The organism is Pseudomonas sp. UBA7530 (genome assembly GCF_002479365.1).
Lineage (GTDB): Bacteria > Pseudomonadota > Gammaproteobacteria > Pseudomonadales > Pseudomonadaceae > Aquipseudomonas.
The window spans coordinates 1,229,572-1,236,912 of record NZ_DLMS01000011.1 but is presented as its reverse complement, the minus strand read 5'-3'; the positions used below and the strand labels follow the sequence as shown (position 1 = coordinate 1,236,912).

The window sequence follows — 7,341 nt, the reverse complement described above, 5'->3', positions numbered from 1 at the left end:
GGGTGCTCGCATAACCGCCGATAAAACCATGGCTGTTGCCATAAACGCGGCAGCCCTGATGGGTGTTGAGACTGGTGCCATCGGCGTTCTTGATCCGCGTGTCGGCAGCGAATGCCGCCGCCTCGCAGGCCAGCGCCTGCTCGACTGCCTGCTCCGGGGTGATCGACCAGGGGTGATAAAGGTCCAGTTCCGGCAGCTCGCGGGCCATCAGCGCCGCATCGGCCAGGCCGGCACATTCATCTTCGGATGCGTGCCTGGCAATCGCCAGGGCTGCCGCCACGGTCTCGCGAATGGCCTCGATACCGGTGGCCGAGGTGCTGGCCGAGCCCTTGCTCTGACCCACGTACAGGGTGATGCCGAAACCCTGGTCGCGATTGAATTCGACGGTCTCCACCTCGCCCTGGCGCACGGTGGTGGACAACCCCTGGCCCGCCGAGACGGCGACTTCGCAGGCACTGGCACCCTGGCGCCTGGCCTCGGCGAGAATCGCCTCGACCTGCTCCTGCAGCGCTGGCAAGGCCTGCGGCCCGATGCGTTCTACTTCACTCATAACCACTCCCGATTCTCTGGCGCAGCCCCCTCGCACACGTAGCCTGGGGCCTGCTCTCGACTGCCGGCTACGGGCCGGCGGTCACGGTTACTGCTATCATGGCGGCGTTTCCCTCTGGACCCACCCCATGTCTGATTCCTACGACGACTTCTCCCTGGAGAAGAGCAAATCTCAGGTCAAGCGCGAACTGCATGCCCTGCAGGAACTCGGCGAGCGCCTGACTGCGCTCAAGCCGGACCTGCTGGCGAAAATGCCGCTGACCGACGCACTACGCCGCGCCCTCGCCGAAGCGCCGAAACACACCGCCAACGCCGCGCGCAAACGCCACATCCAATTCATCGGCAAGCTGATGCGTGAACAGGATGTCGAGGCGATCGTCGCCATGCTCGACCAGGTGGACAGCTCCACCCGCGAATACAACGAGCGCTTCCACGCCCTCGAGCGCTGGCGCGACCGCCTGATCGGCGAAGGCGACAGTGCGCTGGAAAGCTTTGTCGAGCTTTACCCCGATGCCGACGTCCAGCATCTGCGCGGCCTGGTTCGTCATGCCCTGCATGAAGCCGCGCGCAACAAGCCGCCGGCCGCCGCGCGCAAGGTGTTCAAGTACATCCGCGAGCTTGACGAAATCCAGCGCGGCCTGCGCTGAGCCGGCATCGCCTCAGGCACCGGTGCCGCCGACGGTGATCGCGTCGATCTTCAACGTCGGCTGACCAACGCCCACCGGCACCGACTGGCCATCCTTGCCACAGGTGCCGACGCCGCTGTCCAGGGCCAGGTCATTGCCAACCATGGATACGCGGCTCATAGCCTCCGGACCGTTACCGATCAACGTGGCACCTTTGACCGGCGCGGTGATCTTGCCGTCTTCGATCAGGTAGGCCTCGCTGGTGGAGAAAACGAACTTGCCGCTGGTGATGTCCACCTGGCCGCCACCGAGGTTGGCACAGTAGATGCCCTTCTTCACCGAACGGATGATTTCCTCCGGGTCGCTCTCGCCGGCCAGCATGTAAGTGTTGGTCATGCGCGGCATCGGCAGGTGCGCGTAGGACTCGCGACGACCGTTACCGGTAGCAGCCACGCCCATCAGGCGCGCGTTGAGCTTGTCCTGCATGTAGCCCTTGAGCACGCCGTTCTCGATCAGCGTGGTGCACTGGGTCGGCGTGCCTTCGTCGTCGACGCTGAGCGAGCCGCGACGACCGACCAGGGTGCCGTCATCGACGATGGTGCACAGCTTGGACGCCACCTGCTGGCCAATCTTGCCACTGTAGTTGGAGCTGCCCTTGCGATTGAAGTCGCCTTCCAGGCCGTGGCCGACCGCCTCGTGCAGCAACACGCCGGACCAGCCGGCGCCCATCACCACCGGCATGCTGCCAGCGGGTGCGGCGATAGCCTCCAGGTTGACCAGCGCCTGGCGCAGCGCCTCGCGGGCGTAACCCATGGCTCGGTCTTCCTCCAGGAAATAGCGGTAGTCGGTACGTCCACCGCCGCCATGCCCACCACGTTCACGACGACCGTTCTGCTCGACGATGACGCTGACGTTGAAGCGCACCAGCGGGCGGATATCGGCGCTGAGGCTGCCATCATGAGCGGCGACCAGAATGCGATCCCACACACCGGCCAGACTTACGGTGACCTGCTTGATGCGCGGGTCGAGCGCCCGGGTGGCACGATCGATACGCTGCAGGAGCTCGACCTTCTCGGCGCGGCTCATGACATCCAGCGGGTTGCCTTCGGCATAAAGCTGGGTCACCTGCGGACTGACGAAAGCCTGCACGCGGCCCTGTTGGCCGGCGCGGGAGATCGAACGCGCAGCCTGCGCAGCCTGGGTCAGCGCATCGAGGCTGATCGCATTGCTGTAGGCGAAACCGGTTTTCTCACCGGACTGGGCGCGCACGCCAACGCCCTGATCAAGATTGAAACTGCCTTCCTTGACGATGCCATCTTCCAGTACCCAGGTTTCCGAAACCTGGCTTTGGAAATAGAGATCGGCGGCATCGATGCCGGGACCTGCGACCTCACCCAGCACGCTGCTGAGGCTGTCGAGCGTCAGGTTACCGGGCGCCAACAGGTGCTCGCTGACAGATTGCAACATCGTATTCATGATCACTCCACAACGATCGGACGCGGTGCGCCCGATGAATAAAATCGGCGGTGCTGCTGCACCGGCATACGTTGGCGAATGGCCGCCTGCTCGGCGACATCGCGCGAAGCCAACAGTGCGGCTTCGCCTTGATCCTGCTCGGCCAGAACGCTGCCCCAGGGATCGATGATCGCCGAATGGCCAAAGGTCAGGCGCTGCCCGGGGTGCTCGCCGCCCTGACCGGCTGCCAGCACGTAGCACTGGGTCTCGATGGCACGCGCCCGCGTCAGCACCTGCCAGTGCGCCGCACCGGTCACGGCGGTGAAGGCTGCCGGCACGCTGATCAGCTCGGCACCGGCTTCGCGCAGCGCGCCGAACAGCTCGGGGAAGCGCAAGTCGTAACACACGGTCAGACCCAGGCGCCCCACGGGCGTGTCCGCCACCACGACACGCTGGCCATGGGCGAAATCGTCAGACTCGCGATAACGGCCACGGTTGTCGGCCACGTCGACGTCGAATAGGTGCAGCTTGTCATAGCGAGCCGCGCGCTCGCCCTGGTCATCGATCAGCAGCGAGCAGGCGTTCGGCTTGCCCTCGGCATCGTCGTCAGGCGGCAGCGGCAAGGTGCCGGCCACTATCCATAAACTGAGGTCACGCGCGGCGCGTTTCAACCAGGGCAGGATGGGGCCTTCGCCGACTGCCTCGGCACGACCGATGGCGGCCAAGTCTCGACGGCCCATGGCGGCGAAGTTCTCCGGCAGCACGGCAAGGCGTGCACCGCCCTGCGCCGCCCGCTCCAGCATGCGACGCGCCAGGCGCAGGTTGGTTTGCACGTCATCCTGACTGACCATCTGGATTACAGCGAGATTCATGGCGGCACTCATCGGTTATCAAGGTGACAGCCTACGCCAAGACGCCCCGTCATTGCGGTTTTTCGAAGGGCTTGTCGAAACGGATATCCGGGTCCTGCAGCGGGCCTCTGACGTCGTATTGCACGCTGGCGAAACGGGCGACCTTGTCACCCAGCAACTTGTCCGCCACGAACAGGGCGCCACCAATCGCCGGTGCACCGACGATCAGAGCAGCCAGTGGCAGGTTGTTGGTCACCGGCAGGGTCACTAGGAGCTTGGCATCGATCTGCTCGTTACGCAGATCCAGATTGCCGTTGAGCTCGAGATTGCTCGACGGCCCGGTCATGGTGATGGGCTCATGGGTGACGAAGAAGCCATTGGTCGCCTGCAGGTTGCCCTTGACCCGGTCATAACTCAGCCCCTTGCCCAGCAGGTCGGAGAAGTCCAGACGCAGGCGGCGGCCGATGGAATTGAAGTTGAGCAGGCCGAATACGCGCAACGCCTGGGCCGAGCCCTGCACTTCGACGAACTGCCCCTTGCGCAGCGAGGGGTCGAGATTGCCCGAGAAGCGCTTGAGCGAGAACCAGGCAGGCGAACCGAGCCAGCTGCCATCGACGTCGACGCGGAAACTTTCGCTGGTGACGCTAGGGGCGTAATCCCAGGCTTTCAGGATCGCGCCAAGGTCCTTGCCCTGCAGGCGCCCCTTGTACCAGCTCTGGGTATTGCCGGCAGCACTTCGCCAACCGGCGCTGCCGCCGATCTTCAACCCCTGCAGGTCGATATCGAGTTCATCGAAACGCACGCCCTGTTCCTCGGGGCGCACCTTGAGCGACCAGGCACCCAGCACCTTGTCGCCGCGCTGAACACGCTGGATGCTGATATCCAGCGGCGGCAGCGACTTGGGATCGAAGTCGGCCAGGGGATCGGGTGCATCGCTTTCTGCATCGGGCTCGGGCTCGGGAGCTGGCAGCCTGACATGCTGCAGATCGATACGGATAGGCACGCCTTCGGCGTCCGCAAGCAGCACCTGGCCGGCGGCCAGTTCGCTGTCGAGTCGCAGGGCCCAGCCCTGAGGCTCTCGTGTCAGGCCGACGGTCAGTTGTTCGACCTCCTGGCCGAAGCCGCGCAACCGTCCGATTTCCAGCCGTGCACTGCGCAAGAAACGCTGGCTGTCAGCGTCCACCTCGACCGGATGATCGCTACCGAGCTGCTTCCAGGCATCCAGATCCAGCTCATCCAGGCGTCCGCGCACGCGCAGGCCCTGGCCAGGCGGCAGTCCCGCCGCGCCACCGCCAACCACCACCTCGCCACGCCCCTCGGCCAGTGCATCGGCAGGTGCGGCCAAATTGAGGCTGGCCAGCTCGCCATAATCCGCCCAGTAGCGACGCTGACGCCCCGAGAGGGTCATGCGCCAACTGGCATCACGCTCCTGCTGCGCCGTCTTGCCGAACGGCGCCGGCAGATCGATCGTCACACCGCGCAGGTTGGAGTCGACACGCAACTTGCTGTCGTCGCCGTCCAGGGTCAGGCGCAGGCGATAAGGCAGCAAACCGCTGACTGGCAGCTTCTGCGGCCCACCGAGCCATTCGCTCAGGGTATCGACCTGCACCTGGCCGCGCAGATCGAATCCGCTGCGCGCTTGTCCGCGTGAGCCTTCGGCGCTGATCCTGCCGCTTACCTGACGCCCGAAGACCTCGGCGCGAACATCCGGCGCGCTCAGCCCGGCATTGCTGTCGAAACGAAAGGCGCCCTTCACCTTGTTCAGTTGCAGATCCGGATTGGCCAGCTTGAGGCTGGCGCCCTCGGTGGCGAAATCCACCACCACACCGGGCTTGGCTCCCTTCTGCAGCGGAATATCCAGTTGCAGCCGCCCGGTCAGCGGGCCTTGCCCCTGCCAGCCAGCGAAGATTTCCGAGGTCCCCAGCGGCGCCTCCTGCAGCAGCTTGATCGCGTCGCTCAGGCTGCTCTGCACCTTGCCATCGAGGTGCAGACGTGGCGGTTTACCATCGTGCAGCAGCGGGATATTGGCAATGACGTCGCGGACCTCGCTTTCCTGCAGACGTCCGCTCTGCAGGCGCACGCGCACGGCATCGTCCTCGATCAGCACCTCGCCCACACCTTCACGCAGCGACGGCCAGCCGGGCTGGAAGGCCAGCTCGGCGTCCCTGACCTTGAAGAACAGACTGAGACTGCGCGCCCCCGGCGCTGCGCCCTTGTTCAGCGAGCCCTGGTACTGGAAGTAGCCTTCCTCGACATGGCCGGCGCGAATCGCTGTCTTCAGCCAATGATCGAGCTCGGCACTCATGCCGGGGGCGCGGCTCGGCAGATACTTCTCGGTATAGGACGCATCGCCGTCGCGCAGGCCGACCCGCAGGTCCATGTAGCTTTCCGCCTCAGGATCGCGCAGCAGGCGGATCAGCATGTCCCCTGCGACCTGCCCTTCCTCGCCGTCCACGCGCATATAGGGGCTGTAGAGGGTCAAGTCGGTTTCGCTCCAGTCCCAGCTCAACCGCGCCTGAGCATGGCGATAACGCCAGGGTTTGGGGAAAAGTTGATCCAGATGCAGGGCGAAGTCCTCGGTATTCAGGCGCAGCTCGCCTTTGAACATGTCGCCCGAGGCGCTACCGCTGACATTCTCCGCCGCCGGCGCGCCGCGATAGGCCTGGATGCCCACCTTGTCCAGATTGGCAGCGAACTGCAGACGCTCGGCGCCCTCGCGCTGCGGGTAATAATCGAGTAGCAGGTTGTTGACCGCGCCAACCGGTGCCAGCGCCACCAGAACCTCGCGCGCCTTGTCGGGCATCGGCGCCAGCGCCTGCACCAGCGGCGCCCAGGCGGCGAGGTCGAGACGATCGGCCGTCAGCGCCCAACGCTCGTCAGCCTCGCCCACATTGTTCTGTTTCAGGTTCAGGTGCAGCTCGCCGATACGTTGCTCGCCATGGCTCATGGCCAGGGAATCGATCTGTGCCCGTACGCCCTGCTCGTCCTGGGCGAAGAAGGCGTTGAAGGCCAGGTCCTTGAGCGTCACGGCCTCGTGCCTGACCTGACCGCCAACCACTGCAGGAGCGTGCAGGCGCAGGGCGCCCTTGTGCAGGGCCAGGCCGCGCCCTTCCAGCCAAAGCTCACCGCCGGCCTGCAGACGCTGCAGCTGCCAGTCGCCGAGCAGCGTTTTCGGCAGCCAGCTCGCCCAATCGCTCTGCGGCAGGCTCAGATAGAGCTGCGACTCGGCTTCGCGCCAGGTCTTCGGCTGCATGCGCGTGCGCAGGCTCAGCGCCACCGGCTGGCCGTCGGGCAGCAGCAGACGACCGTCGAGGCGCTGGCTGTTGCTGCCGTAGCGCAGGCTCAGATTGACGTAGCTGAGCAGCAACGGCTCCTGATTGAGCGGCTGCACCACCACGCGGCTGTCGAGCAGGCTGATGCGATGCACCACCTGCAATTGCTTGAGCAGTCGTTCGACGTTCAGCTCGGGGCCGTCGCGCTGTGGCAACCCTTGCAACTGCCAGCCGCCCTCGGTGTTCTGCTGCACGTTCAGTTGCAGACCGTCGATCTGCAGATGGGCGATACGCGGCTGGCGTGCCAGCAGGCTGCCGCTCACATCCGGCAGCAGTTGCACGCGCTCCAGGCTCAGCCCTGCCCCCTCGTCCCCGAGGCGTACATCGCGCGCCACCAGCACCGGCGCGAAGCCCCGCCAATGGCCTTTGAGGCTGCCGATCCGCACCGGCACGCCCAACTGCTCGGTGGCGCGATCTTCCAGTTCGAGGCGGTATTCGGCCACCAGCGGCACCAGCTCACGCCCCAGGCTGACGTACAGCGCGGCCAGCACCAGCACGGCCGCGCACAGCCCCAGCCCCCAGCGCATC

5 protein-coding genes are annotated in these 7,341 nt (G+C 65.5%); 1 reads left to right on the top strand and 4 read right to left on the bottom strand.

All coding sequences use genetic code 11. The features are described 5' to 3' along the window. Positions 1-550 (bottom strand): PmbA/TldA family metallopeptidase (locus B2U07_RS19420; RefSeq protein WP_296277554.1); only part of this gene is annotated, 550 nt, incomplete at its 3' end. A 127-nt stretch (positions 551-677) separates the two neighbouring features. Between B2U07_RS19420 and yjgA the strand changes: the two genes are divergently transcribed. Then, a complete protein-coding gene (gene yjgA, locus B2U07_RS19415; RefSeq protein WP_275547154.1) occupies positions 678-1,196 on the top strand; it encodes a ribosome biogenesis factor YjgA in 519 nt (172 codons plus the stop codon). A 12-nt stretch (positions 1,197-1,208) separates the two neighbouring features. Here yjgA and tldD read toward each other — a convergent pair whose 3' ends face one another. The 3 genes from tldD to B2U07_RS19400 are packed head-to-tail and all read right to left on the bottom strand — an operon-like array spanning position 1,209 to position 7,340. Next, positions 1,209-2,651 carry a metalloprotease TldD gene (tldD, locus tag B2U07_RS19410; protein WP_275547155.1) on the bottom strand — a complete coding sequence of 481 codons (1,443 nt, stop codon included), beginning with the start codon at positions 2,649-2,651 and terminating at the stop codon, positions 1,209-1,211. Positions 2,652-2,653: 2 nt separating this feature from the next. Beyond that, complete coding sequence (locus B2U07_RS19405; RefSeq protein ID WP_296277552.1) at positions 2,654-3,502, bottom strand: carbon-nitrogen hydrolase family protein; 849 nt, start codon at positions 3,500-3,502, stop codon at positions 2,654-2,656. 49 nt (positions 3,503-3,551) lie between these two features. Beyond that, positions 3,552-7,340, bottom strand: a complete 3,789-nt coding sequence (locus tag B2U07_RS19400) for a YhdP family protein (protein ID WP_296277635.1) — start codon at positions 7,338-7,340, stop codon at positions 3,552-3,554. Position 7,341: the final 1 nt, after the last annotated feature.

What these genes read in the sequence shown, in the direction of transcription:
- B2U07_RS19400 (WP_296277635.1), bottom strand. Translation starts at nt 7,340, where the DNA reads ATGCGCTGGGGGCTGGGGCTGTGCGCGGCCGTGCTGGTGCTGGCCGCG.
- tldD (WP_275547155.1), bottom strand. Translation starts at nt 2,651, where the DNA reads ATGAATACGATGTTGCAATCTGTCAGCGAGCACCTGTTGGCGCCCGGT.
- yjgA (WP_275547154.1), top strand. Translation starts at nt 678, where the DNA reads ATGTCTGATTCCTACGACGACTTCTCCCTGGAGAAGAGCAAATCTCAG.
- B2U07_RS19405 (WP_296277552.1), bottom strand. Translation starts at nt 3,502, where the DNA reads ATGAATCTCGCTGTAATCCAGATGGTCAGTCAGGATGACGTGCAAACC.